Consider the following 24330-nt stretch of genomic DNA (forward strand, 5'->3'; position numbering starts at 1 on the left):
TTCTGGGGTGTCAGATGTTGATTGAGGGCCAATCGCCGTTAAGCGATGGAGGTGCAGGGGCAAAAAGCCAGCGCATTCAGGACATTATTTTCATCAAAACAACGTGGCTCTGTGCCATGCTGGTGATGGTGGTTCTGCTTGGCGTCTTTCTTTCACTGTTCATCGATTCCATGCCAACGTGGCGCGAATTCGGTCTCAGTTTTATCTGGAATGAGCGCTGGAGCCCGGCCAAAGACATTTACGGGGCCGCAGCACCAATTTTTGGCACGCTGGTGACGTCGGTGATTGCCTTGGTGATTGGGGTGCCGATCAGCTTTGGCATCGCCATTTTCCTCAATGAAATTTGCCCCATGCCACTGCGCCGGCCCATTGGCGTTGCCATTGAGCTTCTGGCTGGCATTCCCAGCATCATTTACGGTTTGTGGGGCTTTTTTGTTCTGGCTCCGATCATGCAAACCACCGTTCAGCCCTTTTTGCTCGACACGCTGGGCCATGTGCCGGGGCTGGATATCTTGTTCAGTGGTGCGCCCTACGGCATCGGCCTGCTGACGGCAGGCATTGTGCTGGCCATCATGATCTTGCCCTTCATCACGTCGATTACCCGCGATGTGTTCAGCACGGTGCCGGTGCTGCTGCGTGAATCGGCCTATGGCATGGGCATGACCACGTGGGAAGTGGTGTTCAACATCATCATTCCCTACACCCGCCGCGGCCTGATTGGCGGTATTATGTTGGGTCTTGGCCGCGCCCTTGGCGAGACCATGGCTGTGACCTTTGTGATCGGCAATTCCCACCGCATCGCCGCATCATTGCTGGCACCCGCCACGACAATTTCGGCGTCTATTGCCAATGAATTCAGCGAGGCGACGTCGGATCTCTATTCATCCAGCCTGATTGCGCTGGGTCTGATCCTGTTCTTCATCACGTTTGGGGTGTTGGCGATTGCAAAGTGGCTCATTGGCCGCAGCGAAACCTATTGAGGAGCATGATATGTCGATTATTGCACGGCGTTATCTTGTTAATCGCATTGCCATGACCCTATCCGTCATCTCGGCGGTGATTGGTCTGGGCTTTCTGGCGTCCATTTTGTGGACCTTGCTCTATAATGGTCTGACGGCCATCAACCTTGATATCTTTACCCAGATGACACCGCCGCCCGGCTCCAGCGGCGGTTTGGCCAATGCCATCTATGGCTCGTTCATGATGACATTGATTGCCACCGTGATTGCCACGCCGGTGGGCATTCTGGCAGGCACCTATCTTGCCGAATATGGTCGCGGCTCAAAGATTGCCGCGGTTGCCATTTTCATCAACGATATTTTGCTGGCCGCGCCATCCATCATTGTCGGTCTGTTTATCTATGCGCTGCTGGTTGTGCCGTTCAAACATTTCTCCGGCTATTCGGGCGCCATTGCTTTGGCGGTGATTGCCATTCCGGTGATCAACCGCACCACGCAGGATATGCTGGCGCTGGTGCCGGACGCGATGCGCGAGGCGGCAGCCGCCCTTGGTGCACCGCGCTGGAAGGTGATGACGGCGGTTGTCTGGCGCAGCGCCCGCAGCGGCATTTTGACCGGGGTTTTGTTGGCGGTTGCCCGCATCAGCGGCGAGACGGCCCCCTTGCTGTTTACCGCACTCAACAATCAATTCTGGACGGCTGATCTCAGCCAGCCAATTGCCAATCTGCCGGTGGTGATTTTCCAATTCGCCATGAGCCCTTACGATGATTGGCAGCGTCTGGCCTGGGGTGGTGCCTTGATTATCACGGTCACGATTTTGCTGCTGAATATTGTCGCACGAAGCCTGGCTTCCGGATCACTCTTTTCGAAGGAGAATTAAAATGAGCACATACAGTGCGGGAATAGAGATGGCGTCTGCGAAAACCCACTCTGAGGCGTTCAATCCTTCTGATATTGGCCGCAAGATCAAGCTGGAAGCCAAGGGCGTTTCCTTCTCCTATAAGCCTGGCCATCAGGTTTTAAAAAACGTCAACCTTCCCTTGCGTGACAATACCGTCACCGCTTTCATTGGCCCGTCGGGTTGCGGAAAATCGACGCTTTTGCGGGTGTTTAACCGCATGTATGACCTTTACCCCGGCCAGAAGGCCACGGGCGAAGTGTTGTTGGATGGTCGCAACATCTTGAAGCCCTCCGAGGATCTCAACCGCTTGCGCTCCAAGATCGGCATGGTGTTTCAAAAGCCAACACCCTTTCCCATGACGATTTATGAAAACATCGCTTTTGGGATTCGCCTGTCGGAAAAAATCTCCAAGGCCGAGATGAATGATCGGGTTGAATCGGCCCTGCAAGAGGCGGCATTGTGGAGCGAAGTGAAAGACAAGCTGCACCAGAGCGGTCTTGGGCTTTCCGGCGGTCAGCAACAGCGCTTGTGCATTGCCCGCGCCATTGCAGTGAAGCCTTCCGTGCTGCTGTTGGATGAGCCAACCTCGGCGCTTGATCCGATTTCGACCAGCAAGCTGGAAGAATTGATCGAAGTGCTGCGTGCCAATTATTGCATTGCCATTGTCACCCACAATCTGCATCAGGCCGCGCGCATTTCGCAATACACGGCCTTTATGTATCTTGGCGAAATGGTGGAGTTTGACACCACCGAGAAGATTTTCAGCGCCCCCAAAGAGCAAAAGACCAGCGATTATGTCACCGGTCGCTTCGGCTGAAACATGTGTTTTTGAGAAGACGGCATCACCTGAGCCAATGGGTGATGCCGCTGCTGGAATGGATGATCTGCCGTGGCTTGCAGTGCACTGGACAAGTTCAAGCTGCGGGGGCATACCTGCGCGTTAAAACCACAGGCTTTTAACAGGCAGGAATTGACATGAGCAGGAAGGATGTAGTGGCAGGCCCGCGCAACGAAGAAGGCATTGCGACGGTGATTGGCCTTCTCAAGCAGCGCTTTGGCGAGAGGTTTCAGACCGGCCAGTCCTTTCGTGAGCAGCACGCCCACACCACCACCTATATTCCGGCGCAATTGCCCGATGGCGTGGTGTTTGTCGAAAACAGTGACGATGTGCAGGCCGTGGTCAGACTCTGCGCCGCTCATAAGGTGCCGATGATTGCCTTTGGAGTTGGCTCTTCGCTGGAAGGGCAGGTCAATGCCGCATCGGGCGGTATTTCCATCGATTGCAGCCGGATGGACAAGGTGCTTGAGGTCAATGCCGAAGACCTTGATTGCACCGTGCAACCGGGTGTGACGCGCGAGGCGCTGAACACCTATTTGCGCGACACCGGCCTGTTTTTTCCGATTGATCCGGGTGCCAATGCATCTCTTGGCGGCATGGCGGCTACGCGGGCGTCTGGCACCAATGCAGTGCGCTATGGCACCATGAAAGATAATGTGCTGGCGCTGACGGTTGTCACGGCCAATGGTGAGGAAATCCGCACCGCCCATCGCGCCCGCAAATCCTCGGCTGGTTATGATCTGACCCGGTTGTTTGTCGGCTCTGAAGGCACGCTTGGGATCATTACATCGATTACCTTGAAGTTGCAGGGCATCCCTGAGAGCATTGGCGGTGGCATCTGCACCTTTGCGGATGTGAAATCGGCCTGTGATGCGGTAATCATGACCATTCAAATGGGCATTCCTGTTGCCCGTATCGAGCTTCTGGATGCCATGCAGGTGCGGGCCTGCAATGCCTATTCCAACCTCAGTCTGCCGGAAAAACCAACGCTGTTTCTGGAATTCCATGGCTCCGAGCAGACGGTGGCTTTGCAAACACAGCAATTTGCCGAGATCGCCTCGGAATTTGGAGCCGATGGCATGCGCTTTACCTCTGATCCGCAAGAGCGCAATCAGATTTGGAAAGCGCGTCACAATGCCTATTGGGCTGGCCGGGCGCTGGCCCCGCATTTGAACGGCTTATCGACTGACGTGTGTGTGCCGATCTCCAGACTTGCCGATTGTGTGGAGGCAACGCAAGCCGATATTGCTGAAACCGGCATTCTGGCACCCATTGTCGGTCATGTGGGCGATGGCAATTTCCATCTGCTGATCCTGTTTGACGACAAGGATGAGGCGGACGTGGAAAAAGTTGAAGCCTTTATGGCGCGGCTGACCGAACGGGCACTGGCCATGGATGGAACCTGCACCGGCGAACATGGCGTGGGGCAGGGCAAGATGTCCTATATGCAAGCCGAGCTGGGCGGCGCGCTGGAGCTGATGCGGCAGGTCAAGCGCGGGCTTGATCCTGATAACCTGTTCAATCCGGGCAAGATTTTCCGTATGTAGCGTCAAGCAGGGCACGAACTGCTTGTTCCAGATGGCGAACTGGTTAGTGTAGTGCCTTGATCATACTGGAGTTGGATTACGTGCTCAGCAGGCTTTTTATTGCTTTTGGCGGGTTGGTTGTCGTGGCGCTGTTTGCAGCGCTTCTGGCTCCGCTCTTCGTCAACTGGACAGATTTTCGTCATCAATTCGAAGATCAGGCCAGCCGCATTCTGGGCAAGAAAGTTGTTGTGCATGGCAGTCTGGAAGCGCGCCTTCTGCCGTTTCCCTCCGTGACCATGAATGATGTGACGGTTGGCCCCGGTGAAGATGGCAAGACACTGGCTCATGTGGCTCGCTTTTCCATGGATGTGGAGCTGGCTCCGTTTCTGTCCGGCGAAGCGCGCATTTTTGCCATGCGGATTGAAAAGCCCAGAGTGCGCTTGCGGGTCTTGCCCAATGGCTCGCTGGATTGGCTGCTGGGCAGCCGCCCCAGTTTGCCGGCCCGCAATGTGGTGTTGGAAAATGTCACTGTGAGCGATGGTGTCATTGATGTGATCGATGAGCAGACCGGTCGCAACCGTATTGTTCAAAACCTCAATGCGAATTTGAAAGCCGGATCGCTGGCAGGGCCGTGGACCGTATCCGGCAGCGCTGCGCTGGATGGCCAGATGGGGCGTTTTTCCCTGTCAACCCTTCAGCCCGAAGCGGGGCGGGCGGTCATTCCACTCAAAATTCATCTCGTGCCCGCAACAACGCCGGTTGATATCGATTTGTCAGGCGATCTGGACATGGCCGATCAGCACCCGACGCTGAAAGGCACATTTGTTGCCAGCATCCGCTCGGCCCAGCTCAGCGGGGAGGCGGGCAAAAAGAGCCGCAATGAGGCCATCCTGCCAGAGCCGAGAGTGCGGGGTAAATTCGAGCTTGCCAATGATCGTCTCCGGGTGCCGGAATACCGGCTTGAGGTTGGCGCGCTGGATCAGCCCTATGTGATTACCGGCGAGGCAACGCTGGATAGCGGCAAAGCCCCGGAATTTTTGCTGACGGCCGAGGGGCAGCAGATTGATGTTGATCGGCTGACCATGCCTGTCACCGCTGGCAAAACCGCTCGCATGGTGGAAAGCTCTGCGCGTCAGCGTATCCGAGCGCTGATTGCGCTGGCCGACCAGATTCCGATCCCAGATGTGCCGGGGCGGGCCAGCGTCAAGCTGCCTGCCATTGTTGCAGGCGATACGGTGTTGCGCGATATCACCTTGAATTTGCGCCCGGCGGGCAGGGGATGGACCGTGGAAAAGGCTGTTGCGACCTTGCCGGGGCGCACGCAAGTGGAGGCATCGGGACGGCTTCAGCTAAAAGGGGCCGCCTCCTTTGCTGGTTCGTTGTTGATTGCTTCCAACCAGCCTTCGGGTCTGGCCTCATGGCTTTCAGGCAATGTAGACCCTGCCATTCGCACTTTGCGCGCGGTCGGCCTATCCGCCAATGTCAATCTCACGGCGGATGTGCAGCAATTTGACAAGCTGGAACTGGCCATCGGCTCCGCCAGCCTGCGCGGGCGGCTGGAGCGCCATTCCGGTGATAATGTTGAGCCAAGCCTGTCTTTTGATGTGGCTGGCGATGCCTTTGATTACGATGCCGTCAAGGCTTTGGCCTCGCTGGTGTCTGGCGATGCCAGCGGCGATTCTCTGCTCAATCAGCAGATTTCCGGCAAGATCAAAGTGGGTGCTTTTTCGGCGCTGGGCGTCACCGCGCAGGATGTGGATGGCCTGTTTACCTATGATAATGGCGGATTTTCCATTCGCAAACTGGATATCGGCAATCTTGCCGGTGCCAGCATCAAGGCAACGGGTGAGGCCTCCGGCTCGCTTGCCGATTATAACGGCAAAGCGCAGGTTGTTTTGAATGCCAGCAATATGGCGCGTTTCCTGGCAATGTTGCAGCAGCAATTGCCGGTTCATCCGCTGTTGAACCGGCTTGCCAATAGCGGTGACTGGTATGGCAACAGCAACCTCGTGCTGGATGCGCGCTTCGGTGATGCGCAATATGGCGGCGTGCAACTGGATCTGCATGGCCAATCCAACGGCACAAAACTTAGTGTAGCACTGCGGCAAAGCAGCCTGTTTGACGTGTTTGGTGATGCGCAAAAGACGCTGTCGGTGCACGCCGATAATGCCGATCCATCCATTCTTCTCGGTCAGCTCGGATTCCAACCCCTGTCGATCCCCATGGATGGTGCGGCAAGCCTCAATCTTGAGCTCAAAGAAGAGGGCGATGCTCCGGCGACAGGGAAACTGAACCTGAACGCGGGCGCTACCCATCTGGTCGCTGACGGCACGGTCAATCTTGACTCGGCAATTTTCCTTGAAGGGAAGGGCAATGTCACGCTGACCAGTGATGACATTGCGCCATTGATGATGATGAATGCCGTGAGCCTGCCCGGCATTGTCGATGGATTGCCGCTGTCTCTATCTGCAAAGGTCGAGCACAAAGGGCAAAAGACGATGCTATCTGCACTGACGGGACAGATTGCCGGCGATGCCATTGGCGCAAACCTGACATTGGAGCCGACCAATGACGCCTTCAAACTTGCGGGCGATGTGAAACTGGAACGTGCCAATCTGAACTGGTTGGCCTCCAGCATGATTGGTCCGGTTCATGATCCGCTTAAGGGCGGTTTTTCGACGGAAAATCTATCAAGCCCGATTTGGGGGCAGATGCAGATGGCGCTTGATGTCCATGCTGATAGCCTTGGTCTCGCTTCTTTGCCCGATGCGCGCAATTTCGCAGCAAAGTTGACATTGCTCGATGGCGGTATGACGTTGGAAAACGCATCCGCCGACTGGTTGGGCGGTAAAGCCGATATGCGTCTTTTGCTGTCAAACAATCAGGACACGGCATTTTTGCGCAGTAAATTGACGCTGAAAGGCAGCCAGCTTGCAGCAATCTGGCCCGATAGCGGCTTGCGCGGCAATGCCGATGTGGACTTTACGGCGGAGGGCAGCGGCAAAAATGCCAAGGAGTTGATGTCTTCTGTCAATGGATCGGGTCGGATTGCGCTCTCATCACTGGTTTTACCAAAGCTCGATCTGAACAGTCTTCCGGCGCTGAGTGCAGCGTTTGAAAGCGCCAAAGGCGAGGTCACGGCGGCGCAGGTGGCCGATGTGCTCAAGCCGCTCCTGGCCCGCGCTCCGGCTGATCTTGGCGAGGTCGCTTCTGCCTTCACGCTGACCGAGGGCAAGATGCGGGTCCAGGGTCTCAAGGCGCAAACACCAAAAGCTGATCTGAGTGCGGAGGCAGTGGTGGATGTGCCTGATGCAACACTGAATGGGGCGTTGACGGTGGCGTTCCATGCCGATGACGCTGTAGGCGCTGGCAGCACGCCGACCGTTCGGGTTCTTGCTGATGGGCCGGTGAGTTCGCCCGCCACAACACTCGATGCCAACGAGATGGCGAGCTATTTGTCTATGCAGGCCTTTGAGCGTGAGCGCCGCCGCGTGGAGACCCTGCAATCCAATGTCTTGGAAAAACAGCGCCTGCGGCGCGAAGTGGCCTATTACACGGCCCTAGCCGAAGCCAGGCAGGCGGCTAAAGACAAAGCTGAGATGGAGCGTCGGAAGGCCGCAGAGGCGTCAAGACCCAAGCTTAATCTTGACGGCGCGCTTCCGCCCGCACCGCATGATCCTGTTGGTAACCTTATTCAGCAGCAGAGCGGATCGGGCGCAAATTAAAACGAGGGCGGTCCACCTCCCGCTGCGTCATTGCTTAAGCTGCCGGCCCGTTCTTCAGCCAGTCCAGCACATAAAGCCTGAGGGCCGAGGAGAGGTTGCAATCGGGTCGGCGATTGCTGTCGATTTCGGCAATCAAACTGGCGATCGCCATTTGGCGATGGTCGGCAATGGTGCGTATTTCATGCCAGAAGGCATCTTCCAGTGAAAAACTGGTGCGATGACCATGCAGCGAAATCGAATGCTTCCTGATCATCGGCTTCAGTTCCAGGTGAGATTGGAAGAATCAATCAGATTTTGTGTGCAAGCGATTGATGCTTCACAGATGTCACGCATCTGTCTGGTCGGTAGGCTTGTTTGAGGACCGCTCAAGACGCGATTGATCCAGCGCTTTTTCCGCCTTTTTATTCAATGCCGATGTGAGATTTTTTTCAGCCTTGGTGCGCCCGAAGGTCAGGCGGTTTTGATCCGCCGCCTTTTCCTTCTCAACGCGCGCCTTGGCTTTTTTAAATTGACGCAGGTTAACAACGTCACCGGACATTGGCGATCAACCTAATGCTTCTTGCGGAAGGCATCGAGAGAAACCACGGAGCCTTCCTTCTTTTCGCCATCAACCTTTTCCTCATCCGAGCCATCGGCTTTTTCAGCTGTGCTCACGGGATAAGCGGTGATTTCGGCCGACACGTCGGATTCTTCCACCAGAGGAACATCAAACTCCAGCTCGAAATTGACCGAAGGATCGTAGAAACCGCGAATGGCATTGAAAGGAATAACCAGCTTTTCCGGGGTGTCGGAAAAGGAAAGGCCGACTTCAAACTGACTTTCCGTGACCTTCAAATCCCAGAACTGGTGCTGCACGACGATGGTCATCTGCTCGGCATATTTTGCCTTCAGCGCCTGAGAGATACGTACGCCCGGCGCGCCTGTGAGAAAGGTGATGAAAAAGTGATGGTCACCCGGCAACCGGCCCGTCGCAGCCACTTCTGTCAGCACTTTACGGATGACACCGCGCAGCGCATCTTGAGCCAGAATATCGTAACGGATGTGGTCCTGCCCCATATGGTCCTGTCTTTCTTCTTCGTCCGGTCATGGCGCATCAAGATGCGCGCGTCTTATGGTTATAAGCTATGCTTGCGTTCGGGCAAAGGCCGAATCTCGCATCTAGCTATAACAGTATAAACCAATTTTGAAGAGGCGGGGGAATTTTGAAACAGGAAGTAGGTGAAGGCTTCTGTTGCCAGGTGCCTTCGGACCCCGCCATACGGGGCTAACCGTATGGACTTAAGTTTGGGTTTCCGGAACCGCCATTAGGCAGCTACAGCATAACCCTGAGCATTGTTGTCATTTGCAACTACTCTTTTGACCCGATAACGGTGGTATCATGCCGAGCAAAAGTTCGATCTTTACGCCCTTGTCGATCCTATTTCACCCCCATCAAAAGCCGGTCATAACGACAATCTAGCTTTTAGGCCAGTTTTGGCCGGTTTTTGGTGGAGGCGCCGGGTACCGCCCCCGGGTCCAATAGGTTTATTACACCGACAGTTTATTGCCATAGCCGGTGCAAGCACCGGCAAGCGGTATATAGGTGCTTTAAGCTGTAATGAAAAGAGTTTCCTGCGCTGTTTTTACAATTCTGTTCAATGGCCGGGTTCGAATCACAGAAAACCGTTTAAAACAGGCGAGGCGGATGTGTTGGCGCTTTGCGGGAAGGCATTTCCTCATTAGATCTGTGGCCCATCATTGGCTGTGCGATGGCGTGTGAACTGGAACGAAGAGGTGCAATCTCATGAAGCAATATCACGATCTTTTGCAGCATGTGATGGAGAAGGGCAGCGACCGCGGTGATCGCACCGGTACCGGCACACGCTCGGTTTTTGGCTATCAGATGCGCTTTGATCTGACTGAAGGCTTTCCGGTTTTGACCACGAAGAAACTGCATTTGCGCTCGATCATCCATGAGTTGCTGTGGTTTTTGAGAGGCGACACCAATATTGCCTATCTCAAGGACAATGGGGTCAGCATCTGGGATGAATGGGCTGATGAAAATGGCGATCTTGGCCCGGTGTATGGATCGCAATGGCGCTCCTGGCCCACCGCCGATGGTCAGCAGATCGATCAGATTGCCAATCTCATCACCAGCATCAAGACCAATCCCAACTCGCGCCGCCATATCGTCACGGCATGGAACCCGGCAGAAGTGGACAATATGGCGCTGCCGCCCTGTCATTGTCTGTTTCAATTTTATGTGGCCGATGGCAAACTGTCCTGCCAGCTTTATCAGCGGTCTGCGGATATTTTCTTAGGGGTGCCATTCAATATTGCATCTTATGCGCTGCTGACCATGATGGTGGCGCAAGTGACAGGGCTGAAGCCGGGTGATTTTATCCACACGCTGGGCGATGCGCATCTTTATGCAAATCATTTCGAGCAAGCAAAATTGCAGCTTTCGCGAAAGCCCAAGGCATTGCCGGTCATGAACATCAACCCGGATGTTACTGATATCTTTGGCTTTACCTTTGATGATTTCAGCCTTGAGGGGTATGATGCTGACCCGAGCATCAAGGCTCCGATCGCGGTGTAATTCATTTTCTGTAAACGGAGTGTTCACGCCGATTTTATGAAAGTTGGGGTGACATTGTGTCGCAGCTATGCTGAAAGCGTTTTCATAACAATCTTTGAGAAGGTTTCTCCCAATATGTTTATTAAATTGTCCAAGTGGTCGCCTATCATGTTGAGCGTTCTGCGCATCATTGTTGGCTTGATGTTCCTGGAGCACGGCATGGGCAAGCTGCTCGGCTGGCCAGCATCCGACATGCATCCTGCCGCTATGTCTCTGCCATGGATTGCTGGCTGCATTGAGCTGGTGGGCGGTGTGCTGATCACCATTGGTCTGTTTACGCGCCCTGCCGCTTTCATTGCGTCCGGCATGTGTGCTGTTGGCTACTTCCTTGTTCATGCTCCCATGAACTTCTTCCCGATGAACAACCACGGCGAAGCCATCATGGCGTATTGCTTTATCTTTTTGTACATCGTTTTTGCAGGCCCCGGCCCGCTGAGCGTCGATTCGGCAATGGGCAAAGAATAAAGTTTTGTATTGATAGCGAATTTATCTCTTAGGCCAACGAGGCATTGCCTTGGTGGCCTTTTTTAAAGAGTTGAAATGCGCTTGCTCTTACGCTAGGTGAACTCTCGTAGCAGGCTCATCGCTGATAGATGTGCTTATTTCTAGGTTTCGAGTATAAAGCGAGTGAAAAAATGGCTGATCGGGTACGGATGCCTTCGGCTGCATCTATCGTCGCTCGAAGCTATCCTGATAAAATTATTGGGATCGAAAACACACTACCCTGGCATCTTAGAACCGACTTGCAGCTCTTCAAGAAACGGACTTTGGGTCATGCCGTTATCATGGGTAGAAAGACGTTTGAATCTATTGGTAAACCTCTTCCAAATCGTGTGAATATTATTTTGTCTAGATCAAAGCTCGATATTCTTGATGAATATCCATCAGTTAAATGGGCCGCTGATCCTGAAACTGCTCTATATTTTGCTGATGTTGACTCCATAATATCTGGCAATAAGGAGTTTTTCATTATTGGCGGAGAGCAAATTTACAATCTTTTCAATAAGTTTATGAATCGCGTCTTCGTCACGGATGTCTTTTGTGGAAATATCAATGGTGATGCAAAGTTTGATGTAGATTTTGCGGCGGGTGACGTTGGTAAACGTTCTGAATGGATTATAAAGCGTGAAGAAGAGTATCCTAAAACAGTTTCGGATGACTATCCTTTTAGAGTAACGGAATATCGCAGACGTATGCCGTTGCACAGGTACCGGGTGAAGGAAGAGGCGATGGGGCGCGTTCCAGATGTTGAAGCATTCTGGCTGTCCAAAGACATGCATTTGACGCATGTTGATCAAAATGATGCTCAATTGAATTTTTGGGAATCCTTAGATCAATAGTCGGTTAAAATTTTATCGAACCGTTGTGCCTGCCGGTGAGCGCGACAGTTTTGCCACCCGCTATGTGGTTTATTGTCGCAAAAATCCGGTTTAATTTGTTTATTTGCCATGGATTTGAAAGAAGTTGACGCTTTGCGTTGAAAGCGCGGCACGCGATACCTATAACTGTCTTAATCCTTGTGCCTGCCTTTATCGGCGGCGTTGAGGGCCTCTTCATAATTCCTTAAACCGCAGGCGGGTTAAAAGGAGTCTTATGCGGGGAGTAGCGGTTTTACAGCCACCTGTTTGCGTTTGAAAAAGCCTGCGGTGCTGTAGGGGAGAGTTCTCAAATAAAGAGGTTTTGATGCCTTGGAGTAATCAGAACGGCGGCGGCCCGACGGGCGGCGGCGGTGGAAATAATCAAGGCCCATGGGGTCAGGGGCCTAATAAGCCGCGTGGCAATGGCGGCGGTGGTGGAAAACAACCACCGGATCTGGAGGATATGATCAGGCGCGGTCAGGATCAGTTTAAAAACCTGATGCCCGGCGGCTTGAACATCGGCATGGGGCTGGTTCTGGCGCTGGTGGCTGGCGGCTTCTGGCTGACGCAGGCGGTTTACACCGTGCAGCCCGATGAGCGCGGCGTGGAAATGCGCTTTGGCAAGCCGAAAGATGAGATTGCCGGTCCCGGTTTGCATTTTCATTTTTGGCCGCTGGAAACGGTTGAAAAGGTCAAGGTCACGGAACAGCAGCAGAATATTGGTGCCAAGGTTGCCAGCAATTCGACCGCTGGCTTGATGCTGACGGGTGATCAGAACATCGTCAACGTGCAATTCTCGGTGTTGTTCACCGTGAGCGATCCGAAGGCCTATCTGTTCAATCTCGAATCACCACCGCAGACGTTGCAGCAGGTTGCTGAAAGCGCCATGCGTGAAGTGGTTGGCCGACGGCCCGCGCAGGATATTTTCCGTGATGCCCGTCAGGAAATTGCCAATGATGTGCGCAACATCATCCAAGGCACCATGGATAAATATGGCGCTGGCATTTCCATCAATTCGGTTGCGATCGAAGACGCGGCACCGCCGCGTGAAGTGGCTGATGCGTTCGATGAAGTGCAGCGTGCTGAACAGGACGAAGACCGTTTTGTTGAGGAAGCCAACCAGTATGCCAACAAGGTTCTCGGCTCTGCCCGTGGTCAATCGGCCCAGATCAGAGAAGAAGCCGCAGCTTACAAAGACCGTGTGGTGAAGGAAGCTGAAGGTGAAGCGCAACGCTTTATCTCGATTTATGACCAATATGTGCTTGCACCGGATGTGACACGCAAGCGGCTCTATCTCGAAACCATGGAGCAGGTTCTGAAGAAGTCGAACAAGGTTATCATGGATAGCAATGGCCAGCCTGCTGTGCCTTATCTTCCCTTGAACGAGATTGGTCGCATGGGTGCGCAATCTGGCTCTGCTCAATCCAACCAGGGAGGCAAGTAAGATGTCAAATCGTATGCTTTCCCTGTTGATCGGCTTTGCCGTTGTGCTGCTGCTGGCCTATTCATCGATGTTTGTGGTCAACCAGCGTCAGCAGGCGGTGGTGATCCGCTTTGGTCAGATCAAGGAGGTTTACAGCGAGCCGGGCCTTTACTTCAAAATGCCCTTTGCATTTGCTGGAGCAGATCGGGTCCAGTTCGTATCTGATCAGGCTTTGCGCTTTGATCTCGACAACATCCGTGTTCAGGTTAAGGGCGGTAAATTCTACGAGGTCGACGCCTTCCTGATCTATAAGATCACCGATGCACGGCGCTTTATCGGTATCATTGCCGGTGGTAACCGTGACGATGCTGAAGCGCGGTTGAGAACCCGTCTTGATTCGTCCTTGCGTCGTGTCTACGGTTTGCGCGGCTTTGAATCGGCGCTTTCAGAAGCACGTTCTGCGATGATGCAGGAAGTGGCGGCTGATCTGAAAACGGATGCCGAAAATCTCGGTATTACCATTGAAGATGTTCGTATTCGCCGCACTGATCTGACCCAGGAAGTGTCGCGCGAAACCTATGCCCGCATGCGGTCTGAACGCCTGGCAGAAGCCGAATTGATCCGTGCCCGTGGTAACGAGCAAGGTCAGCGCCGCCGCGCGATTGCCGATCGTCAGGTGGTCGAGTTGAAGGCCGATGCGCAGCGTGATTCTGAAATCCTGCGTGGTCAGGGCGATGCAGAGCGCAACAAGGTGTTTGCGGATGCTTACAAGCGCGATCCAGCCTTCTTCGAGTTCTATCGCTCGATGGCGGCCTATGAGGATGCGCTTGGCAACAAGGGAACCTCTATGGTGCTGTCGCCGAATTCGGAGTTCTTCAAATTCTTCGAACAGTCGAAGGGCGCGCCCGATGCAAAGCTTGCGGCACCTGCTGCCAGCAATTGATCATCACTGCGTTGAAAATTAAGCGAGAGGGCCGGTTTATGCCGGCCCTTTTTCGTTTCCCGTTGTTTTTTTCAAGCCTGATCATGCCTTGGCCACAACCACAATATAACGTGAACAAGTGTTGGAAGGGCGTTTCGGTTTTTGCCATTGCGCCCTATGATGTTGTGAAAATTTTGCTGAATGCGAGGATGCCCATGATCAAGCGCCGCGGAACAACCACGCGCCTTCTGATGTCTGCCGTTGTCGGAAGTGCCGTGTGCTTTGGCGGGCTGATTGCTGAAGGTACGGGTGCCTATGCACAAATGCCCGGTCCGGCCCCTGTGGCTGATATTGCGCAAGGGCTTCTGGGTGCTGTGGTGAACATTGCCACGTCGCAAAATGTCGATGATGACGAAGCAGGCCCGCTGCCGCAGGTGCCAAAGGGCTCGCCCTTTGAAGATCTGTTCGAGGATTTTTATAAGCAGCGTAAAGGCAAGGCGGGTAACCACAAGGTCAATTCGCTTGGTTCCGGCTTTGTCATCGATCCGGCTGGCTACATTGTCACCAACAATCACGTCATCGAAAATGCCGATGATATCGAGGTGATTTTTTCGGATGGCTCGAAGCTTAAAGCCAAGCTGGTTGGCACTGACACCAAGACCGACCTGTCGTTGCTGAAAGTAGAGCCGACCGAGCCGCTGACGGCGGTGAAGTTTGGCGACTCGCGAAAAATGCGGATTGGCGATTGGGTGATGGCCATTGGCAATCCCTTTGGCCTTGGCGGTTCTGTGACGCTTGGGATCATCTCGGCGCGTGGCCGCAATATCAATGCCGGGCCCTACGATAATTTTATCCAGACCGATGCCGCCATCAACAAGGGCAATTCCGGCGGTCCGCTGTTCAATATGGCGGGTGAGGTGATTGGTATCAACACCGCGATTATTTCGCCCAGCGGCGGCTCGATTGGCATTGGCTTTGCGGTGCCGACGGAGCTTGCGGAAAATGTCATTGCCCAGCTCAGACAATACGGCGAGACCCGGCGCGGCTGGCTGGGTGTGCGCATTCAGCCGGTGCCGGATGAGCTCGCAAAACAGGCAGGCATCAAGACCGGGCGTGGCGCTTTGGTAAGCAGCGTGATTGATGGTGGTCCTGTGGCCAAAGGCCCGGTGAAAATGGGCGATGTGATCATCAGCTTCAACGGTAAAGAGATTTTAGAGAGCCGGGATCTGGTGCGCACCGTGGCTGAAAGCCCGATTGATCAGGATCTGGACGTTGTGGTGTTTCGGGATGGCCAGCGCCAAACCTTGAAGGTGAAGCTTGCAAGGCTGCCGATCGAGAAGGCGGCGGAAGCCAAGGACACCGGTGCCAAGGAAACCGAGCAGGCCGATCCGCAAGGCCAAGATGGAACCGCCGATGACGATTCCACCACAGCGGTTTTGGGCATGAGCGTGACCAATCTTGACGATGACAAGCGGGCTGCCAACAGCATTGCGGAAAGTGTCGAAGGTCTGCTGATCACCAATGTTGAGAAAGGCTCACCGGCCGATCTGAAAGGCATGAAGGTCGGTGAAGTGATTGTTGAAGTGGCGCAGGAATTTGTCGATACGCCAGACGCACTTTTGGAAAAAATCCTGAAGCTGAAATCCGATGGCCGCCGCAGCGCTTACTTCATGGTGGCGACGCCCAGAGGTGATCTGCGGTTTGTATCGGTGCCGCTGGAGTAGCGCGCCAGATTGTTGAGTCAATTCAGTTGGCTATATCGTGATGCTTAAAAAATGAATCCGGTGCTTCAAGTGGTTTCTCGGCCGATAAATTCCTCTGCCGTCAACCTGTAAAGCACATGGCGCTGCAAATGTGGATGGCTGGTTGGCACGCGCGGATGGATGAAGCTGCCCGATATATCCTGTGTCATGCCAAGCCGTTTCATAACAGCTGTTGAGCGATGATTCTCCTCGACCGCAAAGGAAACAATCTCGTCCAAGCCTTTGATGCGGAATCCATAATCCAGCAGAGCGCTGGCGGCTTCGGTGACATAGCCATTGCCCCAGAAGCGTGTCGCCAGCCGCCAGCCTATTTCAATGGTGCCTTCCGGCAATACGCCTGGCAGCATGGCATCGGTCAGACCGCAGAAGCCCATGGGCTCTTCGGTTTCTTTCAGCTCAAGCGCAAAAAAGCAAAGCCCGGTGTCGTGGATCAGTCCATTGATCTTATCCATCATCGCATCGGCTTCTTCATGAGAGCGCTGATAGGGAAAAAACTCCATGACCTTCGCATCGCGGTTGATTTCCCGAAACAGATCGCGGTCGCTGTCTTTCCAGCTCCGCAAAATGAGCCGATCTGTTTCGAGAAACATCATGATGACCTCATGCGGCGACGAAATCGGTTTTGCGATAGCCTTGCAGATAGAGAAGGGCGGTGAGATCGCCGTGATCGATTCTGATCTTGGCCTGCGCCGCAACCGATGGCTTGGCGTGTAGCGCAACGCCTGAGCCGGCAATGCCCAACATGCCGAGGTCGTTTGCGCCATCACCCACCGCAATCACGTCATCATTGGTGATGCCCAGCTTGGCGACAATGTCTTCCAGTGCATCCACCTTGGCCTGTTTGCCCAGAATGGGCTCGGCCACTTCGCCGCTCAACACCCCATCCTGTTCCAGCAAGATGTTGGCGCGATTTTCATCAAAGCCAAGCGTTTTTGCAATTTTTGAGGTGAAGACGGTGAAGCCGCCGGAGACGAGAGCGGTATAATAGCCCTTGGCTTTCATGGTGGCGATCAGCTCAAGCCCGCCGGGGGTGAGGGTGATGCGCTTGGCAATCACCTCATCCACCACGCTTGCGGGCAGGCCTTTCAGCAGCGCCACGCGCTCGCGAAGGGCGGGCTCAAAGGCTATTTCACCGTTCATGGCGCGGGCGGTGATTTTGGAGACCTGCTCTTTCAGCCCGACTTCGGCAGCGAGCTCGTCAATGCATTCTTGGCCGATCATGGTCGAATCCATATCAGCGATCAGAAATTTTTTGCGGCGTTGATCAGAATTTTGAATAGCAAGGTCAATGGGCAAGTCGCCAATGATCCTGCGCAGATGGTGTTCGGCATCCGCGAGATTTGTGCCATCTTTCAAGGCGATATCGCAGGCCACGCCATCGGCCAGCCAGTAGAGGCCGGAAGCGTTCAGCTCCTCCGCCGCCTTTTCTGCGAGGTCTGGTGTGAGAACAGGATTTGACGGATTGGCGATAAGCGTGGCAACGAAAGCCATGATGAAAAACCTTGAAGACAATTGCGACGCCATCCTGATAACCGGCCCGACCGCCAGCGGCAAGTCCGCGCTTGCGCTGAAGCTTGCCAAAGAGTCGGGCGGTGTGGTGATCAATGCCGATAGTATGCAGGTCTACGACACGTTGAGGGTGGTCACGGCGCGGCCCAGCGATGAAGAAATAGGCGATGTGCCGCATTATCTCTACGGTCATGTGCCCGCTAGCAAAACCTACTCCACCGGCGATTGGCTGCGCGAGGTAACAGTGCTGCTTGCGACATTGAAAGCTGAAAGTCGTCTTCCGGTGATTATTGGTGGAACGGGGCTCTATTTCAAAGCGCTGACCGGTGGCCTCTCCGAAATGCCCATGATCCCCGATGCTATTCGAAACGAGCTGCGGGAGCGGGAAAAGCGGGAAGGGGCAGAAGCGCTGCATCTAGAGCTCGCATTGCGCGATCCTGTTGTGGCCGAAAAACTGAACCCGCAAGATGGGCAGCGCATTGTGCGGGCGTTGGAAGTGCTGGAGGCGACGGGCGAATCCATTGCTCAATGGCAGGCGCGCACCGGGCCTATGATCGTTGATCCAGAACGGGCGCGCAAAATTGTGGTGCTGCCGGAGCGCTCTTTGCTGCACGACCGGATCAACCGCCGCTTCGCCTTGATGATGGAGCAAGGCGCGGTGGAAGAGGTTGAGGCACTGCTGGCGCAAAACCTCGCCCCAGATATGCCCGCCATGAAAGCCATTGGCGTCTCACAAATCGCCGCCATGCTACGCGGAGAGATGAGCTTTGATGAGGCCATTGAAAAAGCCTCTGCTGCGACCCGGCAATATGCCAAGCGGCAAATGACCTGGTTTCGCAACCAGATGGATGAAAGCTGGGAGCGGCTGGGGTGAGGCAATAAGGATGCTTGCACCTTCACTCTCTCAGAGACCCTGAAGGCTTGTGATCGGCGCTGATCCGTGATTTTTTAGCCAAAACACACCTTTACGGAGCCTCCATGAACCGCTTTCTGGCCAGAACACTTTCCACGCTCAACGCTGTTTTTGCCCTGCTGATCATTGTTATCGCAACGGCATCCGGGGCCACGGGCGGCGGATATTATTTTACCGGCAGCCTCTCACTCTCCGGCGCAATCTTTGGCGGTTTGGGCGGCGTACTTGTGGCGGCCCTCATCTGCGGCACCATCGCATTTTTAACCCTGATTGAGCGGCATTTAAGCGTGCTGGCCGAGGCGGCAAAGCGTAACGTGGGTGGGTGAGCTGTATCGCTTTTCGGCGTACCAATGCGCGTTGGGTGGAGGTTTGCCTGTTTTTATGTTGCAGGAGAAACATGGGCCTGTGCAGATCCTGATTTTATTGAGATAGCTTACACTGATCGATGAGAGATGTTTAATTTCCCACATGACAGCACCTACACCAGAACAAGTTGAAAAACTCGCGATCGCTTTTGAGCGATTTACCCGCCGTTTCAAGGTGGCAGAAGCTGCGGCAGCTTTGAAAAATTCGCTTAATGCCCTGGATATCCAAGCCCTTCTGTTCATCAATGACCACCCAGAGTGCACTTTGGGCGATGTCGCACGCCACCTTGAGGTGGCGCTGACAACAATGTCGTCTTCTGTCGATAGATTGGTGCGCAAACAGATGATCGAGCGGCAGCGGCCACAGGAGAACCGTCGATCGGTTTCCCTGAAGATCACCAAGCAGGGCGAAGAGGCTGTTTTGGGCTATGTTGATGGCTATCGTGCGTCGTGCAAAGCCATGTTGGAGGCTCTCGATCCGGCAGAGCGGCTCGATTTTCTAGACCTGACACAGAAAATCTCTCAATCCGAAGGTTGAATAATACGAAGTTCGTAGTATTTGTATGACGTCGCAAATCTTAAGGGACGTCATCATGAGTCATACATCATCCATCGCACTCATCACCGGAGCCAACAAGGGAATCGGGTTTGCTATCGCGCGGCAGCTCGGCGCACGTGGTCACATGGTTTGGCTCGGTTGCCGGGATATGTCGCGTGGTGAAGTGGCAGCTTTGAGCCTCAGGGGCGAGGGAATTGATGCCCGCGCCGTAGAGCTGAATGTGACGCAGGATGCCAGCGTGACCAATGCTGCAAAGACCATTGAGCGCGCGGTGGGGTGCCTTGACGTGCTGGTCAATAATGCGGGGCTTATGTTGGGAGAGCCAACGTCGCTTGCACGTGAGTCAATCGATGAGATGAAGCAGATGTTCGACACCAATGTGTTCGGCGTCTTACGGGTCACTCAAGCATTTCTGCCTTTGCTGCGCAAATCGGGTGCTGCTCGTATTGTGATGATGAGCAGCGGTCTGAGCTCGCTCACCGACGCGCTTGATATGAGAAGCGAAACATGGGGCGTGGGGTTTGGTGGCTATTGCGCCTCTAAAACAGCGCTCAACATGCTGACGGTCAAACTTGCCAAAGAACTTGACCGCGAGGGGATCAAAGTGAATGCTGTTGATCCAGGTTTGACATCAACCGATATGACAGGAAACGGACCGGGACATTCAGCCGATGACGGGGCCAGACCCGCCGTCGCATTGGCGACAATGCACGCATTTGGTCCTTCGGCAGGACTTTTTGCCTGCTCGAGCGCAGGCGAACTTGTCCCAAGAAATTGGTGAAAATTTCGCCGCAGATTGAACGTGTTACAGCACTGTCTGCCCGGTTTGGCGGAGAGTGCTTTCGACGCAATCGCGTTTAGTCTTTTCCCCCACCCAATGGCTTTTTCAAAATACTCTCCCGCAAGCTCATGCCATGTTCGCGCCGGGGCGGAACAGCGGGAGATGCGGCGGTCGCAAAAAGGCCGGGGGCATCGGGTGCGCGCAGACCCGCGTAAGCGCTGGCGGGGCGAAAGCCTGAAGCTGTGGATGTCGGCTCAGGGGCCATACTTGGCAACATATCTGGCCGATAGGGCTCAATCGGTGCGTCTGCAGAAGGGTTTGGCGGGGTGCTCACGTTAAAGCTCGCCAAATCGGGATCGGCCGTCGATCTCATTCTTGAGATCACATCGCGCAGGTCGATGTTGTCCGGCTTTTCGTCGGATTGGCGCACCGTCGTTCCGCTGGCTTTGGGCAGGTAGCGCTGCTCGACGCGCGAAAAGCGCATTCTCATCGGAACGGCAATGGCCTCACCAAAGGCTATCGCCTCGCCATTGCCAATCGATGAGATAAAGCTGGTGGCCGAGATGGAGCCATCGGGCAGGGCAGAGCGGATGATGTCCTGATCGCGATCATTGGCCAGTCGCATGGCAAACACCGTCGAGCATTGTGACAGGATTGTCTGGTCCAGCTCGCCCGGTCTCTGGGTGATAATGCCGAGCGATACGCCGTATTTGCGGCCTTCCTTGGCAATGCGGGCAATGGCCTGGCGCGTTGGGAAAAAGCCGAGGCTTGGATCGGATGGCACATAGCGGTGGGCTTCTTCGCAGACAACCAGCATGTGAATGGCACCGTTTGACCACATCGCAAGCTCAAACGCCATGCGGCACAGCACCGAGGCCACCGAATTGACGATCTCGGAGGGGATACCAGCCAGCTGAAACGTGGAAATCGGGCGGCCGTGGCCCGGCACACGGAAAATATGCGCAACCGTTTCCATAATCGTATCGCTGATCGTGTTGCTGGAAAACATGAAGCGATAGCGCGGATCATTGACCGCCGAGAGAATGCGAATTTTTACGGCACGCAAGAATGGCTTTTCTTCCCGGCCTTCCAGCTTGCCGATGCGCTCATCGATACCAGCCAGCAAATCGGCCAGCCGGTAGGGCACCGGCGTATCGGCGGTGAAGCTGGCGCGGTCGCTGCGGCGAACAAGACTTGCATCGCCGCCTTTGAAGGCGCGTTTGGCCTCTGGAATCAGCTCGCGCAGGATGTCTACTTCTTCCGGCACTGCAGGGCGACCGCGATAGAGCACCTCGGTAAATTCTTCCAGCCGCATCAGCCAAAACGGCAGGTCCAGCGTGTCGGTATCCACCACCACCGCATGATCGGGAAAAGCTGCGGCAAATTCATTGTGTGGATCAAGGATCAGCACGCGCAGTCTGGGATCGCTCTCAATGGCTTTGTGCAGCAGCAATGAGACGGCGGTGGATTTGCCAACACCGGTTGAGCCAACCACGGCGAAATGCTTGGATAGCATCGCAGGGATGTTGATGGTGGCGTCAATCTCTTCATCCTGAGAGAGCTTGCCAATGACGCAGCTGCCGCCTTCCTTGGACTCATAAATACGCTTGAGGTCGGCCACGCGAATGCGGTGGGCAACTGCCCCAAGATAAGGATATTGCGTAATACCGGTGGAGAAGGTTTCAAACCCATCCGCACCACGGCGCACTTCGCCCATCAACTCAACGTCGATGATGAAGCCGTTATTTTCGTTTTCGGTCCAAAGGCCGCTTGCGGTGCGCATGGCATAGACGAGGGCGACCACGCGATTTTGATCGACGGTGATGGAAATCAACCGCCCGACCGACCACAGGGAGGTGAGGTTGGTTTCGCCATGTTCGGCGGTGGCGGCGATGGTGGCCTGTGCGCCATTGCAGGCAACCACCCGACCCAAGAAGCGGTTTCCCGGAGCCAGCAGATTGCGTCGATCGTCTTCGGGCTGCGAAGATGGGGGGAAGGTGTCTTGATTTCGCAATGGATGCTCCATGGGCCTTGCGATATTTTAAGGCTGGCTCTGTTAATAAGCCGTATACTGATTTCAGCGGGCCGCTCAGCCGTGCGGAATGCCTGATAAATTTGCGTTTGCTGCCGCATTTGCAGGCTTTTTGGCGTTGACGCTTATCAAGATAGGGGCTAATACTTCGCCTATGACAAATTTTGCTATTATTCTTGTGGTGGGATCGCGCGTGGGCATGACGGTGTAACCGTCAGGCATTAGCCTCCCATGCGCGACAAACAGGCTCCTCTCAGGGGCCTTTTTTTATGCCCAAAATCACGCTAACAGCACATAACTTCGGGAAACTGGCGGGAGCAGACATGACTGGAACAGAAAAAAACGCAAATGAGCAGCCAAACACCAAGATGACCGGTGCGGAAATTGTCTTGCAGGCTTTGAAAGACAATGGCGTCGAGCACATCTTTGGCTATCCGGGCGGCTCGGTTTTGCCGATCTATGACGAGATCTTTCAGCAGGACGATATTCAGCACGTTCTGGTGCGTCACGAGCAGGGCGCTGGCCATGCGGCAGAGGGCTATGCACGCTCGACCGGCAAGGTCGGGGTTGTTCTCGTCACCTCTGGTCCAGGGGTCACCAACACGATTACGCCTTTGCAGGATGCGTTGATGGACAGCATCCCTATGGTGTGTCTGTCTGGTCAGGTGCCCACCACGCTGATTGGCTCCGATGCGTTTCAGGAATGCGACACCGTTGGCATTACCCGCCCTTGCACCAAGCACAATTGGCTGGTGAAGGATGTCAATGATCTTTCGCGCATCATTCACGAAGCTTTCCGTATTGCCCAGACGGGGCGTCCCGGCCCGGTTGTGGTTGATATTCCAAAAGATGTGCAGTTTGCCACCGGCACCTATACGCCGCCGCAGCAACACGCCATTCAGCGAAGCTATCAGCCCAAGCTGCAAGGCGATGCCAAGGCTATTGAAGCCGCTGTTCAATTGATGGCAAGTGCCCGCCGTCCGGTGATCTATTCCGGCGGTGGCGTTGTAAACTCCGGTCCCGAAGCCTCCAAATTGTTGCGTGAACTGGTGCAGTTGACGGATTTCCCGATCACCTCGACCTTGATGGGCTTGGGCAGCTATCCGGCTTCCGGTGCAAATTGGCTCGGCATGTTGGGCATGCACGGTTCCTATGAGGCCAATATGGCCATGCATGATTGCGACGTGATGGTCTGCATCGGCGCGCGTTTTGATGACCGTATCACCGGCCGTTTGAATGCGTTTTCGCCCAATTCCAAGAAAATCCACATCGATATTGATCCATCGTCGATCAACAAGACGGTACGGGTCGATATTCCAATCACCGGCGATGTTGGCCATGTGCTGGAAGATATGGTCCGTATTTGGCGCGCTTTGCCCAATAAGCCACAGGCCGATCAGACCGCCGAGTGGAAGGCAAGCATTGCCAAGTGGAAGGCGCGCAAGTCCTTCTCTTATACGCCGTCCAGGGATGTTATCATGCCGCAATACGCCATTGAGCGTTTGTCGGCCCTGAGCCAGGGGCGTGATACCTATATCACCACCGAAGTTGGCCAGCACCAGATGTGGGCCGCGCAATTCTTCGGCTTTGAGCAGCCAAACCATTGGATGACCTCTGGCGGACTTGGCACTATGGGCTATGGCTTCCCGGCCGCCATTGGTGTGCAGATCGCCCATCCCGATGCTTTGGTCATCGATATTGCTGGCGATGCATCTATCCAGATGTGCATTCAGGAAATGTCTTGCGCCGTGCAGTATAATGCGCCGGTCAAGATCTTCATCCTGAACAACCAATATATGGGCATGGTGCGTCAGTGGCAGCAATTGCTGCATGGCAACCGCCTGTCCAACTCCTACACCGAAGCCATGCCGGACTTTGTCAAGCTGGCCGAGGCTTATGGTGCGGTTGGTATGCGTTGCGACAAGCCTGATGATCTGGATGATGCGATCATGGAGATGATCAACGTCAAGCGTCCGGTGATTTTTGATTGCCGCGTGGCCAATCTGGCCAATTGCTTCCCGATGATCCCATCGGGCAAGGCCCATAATGAAATGCTGCTGCCGGATGAGGCGACGGATGATGCTGTTGCAACTGCGATTGACGCCAAAGGTCGCCAACTCGTTTAACTTAGGGGGAACA

The 24330-nt window shown here is 54.6% G+C and carries 22 protein-coding genes and 1 other RNA gene; 16 read left to right on the forward strand and 7 right to left on the reverse strand.

Annotated features, from left to right (window positions below):
* Positions 1-14: 14 nt before the first annotated feature.
* From pstC to E6C51_RS02240, 5 genes are all read left to right on the forward strand, one after another.
* Positions 15-980, forward strand: coding sequence for a phosphate ABC transporter permease subunit PstC (gene pstC, locus E6C51_RS02220; RefSeq protein ID WP_190234882.1), 966 nt, complete (start codon positions 15-17; stop codon positions 978-980).
* 10 nt (positions 981-990) lie between these two features.
* The gene (pstA, locus tag E6C51_RS02225; RefSeq protein WP_146931050.1) at positions 991-1839 is read left to right on the forward strand and encodes a phosphate ABC transporter permease PstA; all 849 of its coding nucleotides are present in this window, start codon (positions 991-993) and stop codon (positions 1837-1839) included.
* 28 nt (positions 1840-1867) lie between these two features.
* Complete coding sequence (pstB, locus tag E6C51_RS02230) at positions 1868-2677, forward strand: phosphate ABC transporter ATP-binding protein PstB (RefSeq protein WP_146931305.1); 810 nt, start codon at positions 1868-1870, stop codon at positions 2675-2677.
* Between the two features lie 158 nt (positions 2678-2835).
* Positions 2836-4245 (forward strand): FAD-binding oxidoreductase, encoded by a 1410-nt coding sequence (locus tag E6C51_RS02235; RefSeq protein ID WP_190234883.1) that lies wholly within the window; start codon positions 2836-2838, stop codon positions 4243-4245.
* 80 nt (positions 4246-4325) lie between these two features.
* Positions 4326-7949, forward strand: coding sequence for an AsmA family protein (locus E6C51_RS02240; protein WP_190234884.1), 3624 nt, complete (start codon positions 4326-4328; stop codon positions 7947-7949).
* 34 nt (positions 7950-7983) lie between these two features.
* Here E6C51_RS02240 and E6C51_RS02245 read toward each other — a convergent pair whose 3' ends face one another.
* From E6C51_RS02245 to ssrA, 4 genes are all read right to left on the reverse strand, one after another.
* Positions 7984-8202 carry a ribbon-helix-helix domain-containing protein gene (locus tag E6C51_RS02245; protein WP_146931041.1) on the reverse strand — a complete coding sequence of 73 codons (219 nt, stop codon included), beginning with the start codon at positions 8200-8202 and terminating at the stop codon, positions 7984-7986.
* A gap of 72 nt (positions 8203-8274) precedes the next feature.
* Entirely contained in the window at positions 8275-8487 is a 213-nt protein-coding gene (locus tag E6C51_RS02250; RefSeq protein ID WP_146931039.1) for a DUF4169 family protein, read from the reverse strand.
* Between the two features lie 11 nt (positions 8488-8498).
* Positions 8499-9005 (reverse strand): SspB family protein, encoded by a 507-nt coding sequence (locus E6C51_RS02255; protein WP_190234885.1) that lies wholly within the window; start codon positions 9003-9005, stop codon positions 8499-8501.
* Positions 9006-9166: 161 nt separating this feature from the next.
* Positions 9167-9557: a transfer-messenger RNA gene (gene ssrA, locus E6C51_RS02260) on the reverse strand.
* 175 nt (positions 9558-9732) lie between these two features.
* Between ssrA and E6C51_RS02265 the strand changes: the two genes are divergently transcribed.
* The 6 genes from E6C51_RS02265 to E6C51_RS02290 all read left to right on the forward strand — a co-directional run bounded on the left by E6C51_RS02265 (position 9733) and on the right by E6C51_RS02290 (position 15993).
* Positions 9733-10527 carry a thymidylate synthase gene (locus tag E6C51_RS02265; protein WP_146931033.1) on the forward strand — a complete coding sequence of 265 codons (795 nt, stop codon included), beginning with the start codon at positions 9733-9735 and terminating at the stop codon, positions 10525-10527.
* A 147-nt stretch (positions 10528-10674) separates the two neighbouring features.
* Positions 10675-11031 carry a DoxX family protein gene (locus tag E6C51_RS02270; RefSeq protein WP_230987020.1) on the forward strand — a complete coding sequence of 119 codons (357 nt, stop codon included), beginning with the start codon at positions 10675-10677 and terminating at the stop codon, positions 11029-11031.
* Positions 11032-11201: 170 nt separating this feature from the next.
* Positions 11202-11906, forward strand: coding sequence for a dihydrofolate reductase (locus E6C51_RS02275; RefSeq protein WP_190234886.1), 705 nt, complete (start codon positions 11202-11204; stop codon positions 11904-11906).
* Between the two features lie 343 nt (positions 11907-12249).
* Positions 12250-13368: an FtsH protease activity modulator HflK gene (gene hflK, locus E6C51_RS02280; RefSeq protein WP_146931024.1), complete on the forward strand. Its 1119-nt coding sequence runs from the start codon at positions 12250-12252 to the stop codon at positions 13366-13368.
* 1 nt (position 13369) lies between these two features.
* Positions 13370-14290, forward strand: a complete 921-nt coding sequence (gene hflC, locus E6C51_RS02285) for a protease modulator HflC (protein ID WP_146931021.1) — start codon at positions 13370-13372, stop codon at positions 14288-14290.
* Positions 14291-14484: 194 nt separating this feature from the next.
* A complete protein-coding gene (locus E6C51_RS02290; protein ID WP_146931018.1) occupies positions 14485-15993 on the forward strand; it encodes a Do family serine endopeptidase in 1509 nt (502 codons plus the stop codon).
* Between the two features lie 65 nt (positions 15994-16058).
* On the opposite strand, the gene E6C51_RS02295 is transcribed toward E6C51_RS02290, so the two are convergent.
* Both E6C51_RS02295 and serB read right to left on the reverse strand, forming a co-directional pair.
* Complete coding sequence (locus E6C51_RS02295; RefSeq protein ID WP_190234887.1) at positions 16059-16625, reverse strand: GNAT family N-acetyltransferase; 567 nt, start codon at positions 16623-16625, stop codon at positions 16059-16061.
* A gap of 7 nt (positions 16626-16632) precedes the next feature.
* The gene (gene serB, locus E6C51_RS02300) at positions 16633-17523 is read right to left on the reverse strand and encodes a phosphoserine phosphatase SerB (protein ID WP_190234888.1); all 891 of its coding nucleotides are present in this window, start codon (positions 17521-17523) and stop codon (positions 16633-16635) included.
* On the opposite strand from serB, the gene miaA reads away from it, so the two are divergent.
* The 4 genes from miaA (at position 17522) to E6C51_RS02320 (ending at position 20159) form a co-directional block, all read left to right on the forward strand.
* A complete protein-coding gene (gene miaA, locus E6C51_RS02305; RefSeq protein ID WP_190235082.1) occupies positions 17522-18415 on the forward strand; it encodes a tRNA (adenosine(37)-N6)-dimethylallyltransferase MiaA in 894 nt (297 codons plus the stop codon). The genes serB and miaA overlap by 2 nt on opposite strands.
* Positions 18416-18519: 104 nt before the next feature.
* Entirely contained in the window at positions 18520-18780 is a 261-nt protein-coding gene (locus E6C51_RS02310; protein WP_146931006.1) for a hypothetical protein, read from the forward strand.
* 142 nt (positions 18781-18922) lie between these two features.
* Positions 18923-19357: a MarR family winged helix-turn-helix transcriptional regulator gene (locus E6C51_RS02315; RefSeq protein WP_146931003.1), complete on the forward strand. Its 435-nt coding sequence runs from the start codon at positions 18923-18925 to the stop codon at positions 19355-19357.
* Between the two features lie 55 nt (positions 19358-19412).
* Positions 19413-20159: an SDR family NAD(P)-dependent oxidoreductase gene (locus E6C51_RS02320; protein ID WP_190234889.1), complete on the forward strand. Its 747-nt coding sequence runs from the start codon at positions 19413-19415 to the stop codon at positions 20157-20159.
* A 76-nt stretch (positions 20160-20235) separates the two neighbouring features.
* On the opposite strand, the gene E6C51_RS02325 is transcribed toward E6C51_RS02320, so the two are convergent.
* Positions 20236-22173 (reverse strand): ATP-binding protein, encoded by a 1938-nt coding sequence (locus tag E6C51_RS02325; protein WP_230987021.1) that lies wholly within the window; start codon positions 22171-22173, stop codon positions 20236-20238.
* Between the two features lie 341 nt (positions 22174-22514).
* Between E6C51_RS02325 and E6C51_RS02330 the strand changes: the two genes are divergently transcribed.
* Positions 22515-24317: an acetolactate synthase 3 large subunit gene (locus E6C51_RS02330; protein ID WP_190234891.1), complete on the forward strand. Its 1803-nt coding sequence runs from the start codon at positions 22515-22517 to the stop codon at positions 24315-24317.
* Positions 24318-24330: the final 13 nt, after the last annotated feature.

This window comes from Gillisella terrae (assembly GCF_004801395.1).
Classification (GTDB): Bacteria; Pseudomonadota; Alphaproteobacteria; order Rhizobiales; family Rhizobiaceae; genus Allorhizobium; species Allorhizobium terrae.

Excerpts from the sequence above, each read along its gene's own strand:
- pstC (WP_190234882.1), top strand. The coding sequence starts at position 15 with ATGTTGATTGAGGGCCAATCGCCGTTAAGCGATGGAGGTGCAGGGGCA.
- pstA (WP_146931050.1), top strand. The coding sequence starts at position 991 with ATGTCGATTATTGCACGGCGTTATCTTGTTAATCGCATTGCCATGACC.
- pstB (WP_146931305.1), top strand. The coding sequence starts at position 1,868 with ATGGCGTCTGCGAAAACCCACTCTGAGGCGTTCAATCCTTCTGATATT.
- E6C51_RS02235 (WP_190234883.1), top strand. The coding sequence starts at position 2,836 with ATGAGCAGGAAGGATGTAGTGGCAGGCCCGCGCAACGAAGAAGGCATT.
- E6C51_RS02245 (WP_146931041.1), bottom strand. The coding sequence starts at position 8,202 with ATGATCAGGAAGCATTCGATTTCGCTGCATGGTCATCGCACCAGTTTT.
- E6C51_RS02250 (WP_146931039.1), bottom strand. The coding sequence starts at position 8,487 with ATGTCCGGTGACGTTGTTAACCTGCGTCAATTTAAAAAAGCCAAGGCG.
- E6C51_RS02255 (WP_190234885.1), bottom strand. The coding sequence starts at position 9,005 with ATGGGGCAGGACCACATCCGTTACGATATTCTGGCTCAAGATGCGCTG.
- E6C51_RS02265 (WP_146931033.1), top strand. The coding sequence starts at position 9,733 with ATGAAGCAATATCACGATCTTTTGCAGCATGTGATGGAGAAGGGCAGC.
- E6C51_RS02270 (WP_230987020.1), top strand. The coding sequence starts at position 10,675 with ATGTTGAGCGTTCTGCGCATCATTGTTGGCTTGATGTTCCTGGAGCAC.
- E6C51_RS02275 (WP_190234886.1), top strand. The coding sequence starts at position 11,202 with ATGGCTGATCGGGTACGGATGCCTTCGGCTGCATCTATCGTCGCTCGA.
- hflK (WP_146931024.1), top strand. The coding sequence starts at position 12,250 with ATGCCTTGGAGTAATCAGAACGGCGGCGGCCCGACGGGCGGCGGCGGT.
- hflC (WP_146931021.1), top strand. The coding sequence starts at position 13,370 with ATGTCAAATCGTATGCTTTCCCTGTTGATCGGCTTTGCCGTTGTGCTG.
- E6C51_RS02290 (WP_146931018.1), top strand. The coding sequence starts at position 14,485 with ATGATCAAGCGCCGCGGAACAACCACGCGCCTTCTGATGTCTGCCGTT.
- E6C51_RS02295 (WP_190234887.1), bottom strand. The coding sequence starts at position 16,625 with ATGATGTTTCTCGAAACAGATCGGCTCATTTTGCGGAGCTGGAAAGAC.
- miaA (WP_190235082.1), top strand. The coding sequence starts at position 17,522 with ATGATGAAAAACCTTGAAGACAATTGCGACGCCATCCTGATAACCGGC.
- serB (WP_190234888.1), bottom strand. The coding sequence starts at position 17,523 with ATGGCTTTCGTTGCCACGCTTATCGCCAATCCGTCAAATCCTGTTCTC.
- E6C51_RS02310 (WP_146931006.1), top strand. The coding sequence starts at position 18,520 with ATGAACCGCTTTCTGGCCAGAACACTTTCCACGCTCAACGCTGTTTTT.
- E6C51_RS02315 (WP_146931003.1), top strand. The coding sequence starts at position 18,923 with ATGACAGCACCTACACCAGAACAAGTTGAAAAACTCGCGATCGCTTTT.
- E6C51_RS02320 (WP_190234889.1), top strand. The coding sequence starts at position 19,413 with ATGAGTCATACATCATCCATCGCACTCATCACCGGAGCCAACAAGGGA.
- E6C51_RS02330 (WP_190234891.1), top strand. The coding sequence starts at position 22,515 with ATGACTGGAACAGAAAAAAACGCAAATGAGCAGCCAAACACCAAGATG.